Below are 514 nucleotides of genomic sequence, written 5' to 3' on the forward strand. Positions count from 1 at the left end.
CACCATGCCATGGCAGTGTTCAGAGACCGGAGGAAAGCTGGTTTACTCAAAGGCTATTTAGAAGCCACACTGGAAGCTAATCCAGAGATTGCCAAATATGGTGTGTTTTTACCACGGGGCTTAAAGGTCATTCTGCCTGAATTTGTGTTGTCTAATCCCCAAAGCATGGTGAAGCGGTTATGGGATTAATGCGTACACACCCTTTTATTATGGTCAAGGTGGGAGACAAACCTGTTCATGAGTTTTTTTACCAGCGTCTTTTAACGGCAACCATTACGGATCATGCGGGCAATGAAGCTGATACATTTGAAGCAGAGTTTGATGATGGTGGCAATGATTTAGAGATTCCCTCAAGCAACAGCACTCTGCAAGTGATTTTTGGCTATGAGAACAGCATCAGTGCCTTTATGGGGTGTTTTGTTGTGGAGTCAGTGGTCAGTTGTGGTGGCAGTGATGGAGAGATCTTGCGCCTTTGTGGCAAAAGTGCCTCGATGCGTAAAGAGCTCAAAGAACA

Annotated in this window: 1 protein-coding gene and 1 pseudogene; both read left to right on the top strand. The window is 45.3% G+C overall.

What is annotated here, in order from left to right; genetic code table 11:
- A partial coding sequence (locus ACFIJJ_RS10235; protein WP_375646877.1) for a tail protein X occupies window positions 1-189 on the top strand: 189 nt, incomplete at its 5' end.
- A pseudogene (locus ACFIJJ_RS10240) lies at window positions 180-514 on the top strand (late control protein); the annotation flags it as partial. The gene ACFIJJ_RS10235 and the pseudogene ACFIJJ_RS10240, both read left to right, overlap by 10 nt.

This window comes from Bartonella sp. TT29SHDZB (genome assembly GCF_042193395.1).
In the GTDB taxonomy this organism is placed as follows: domain Bacteria; phylum Pseudomonadota; class Alphaproteobacteria; order Rhizobiales; family Rhizobiaceae; genus Bartonella.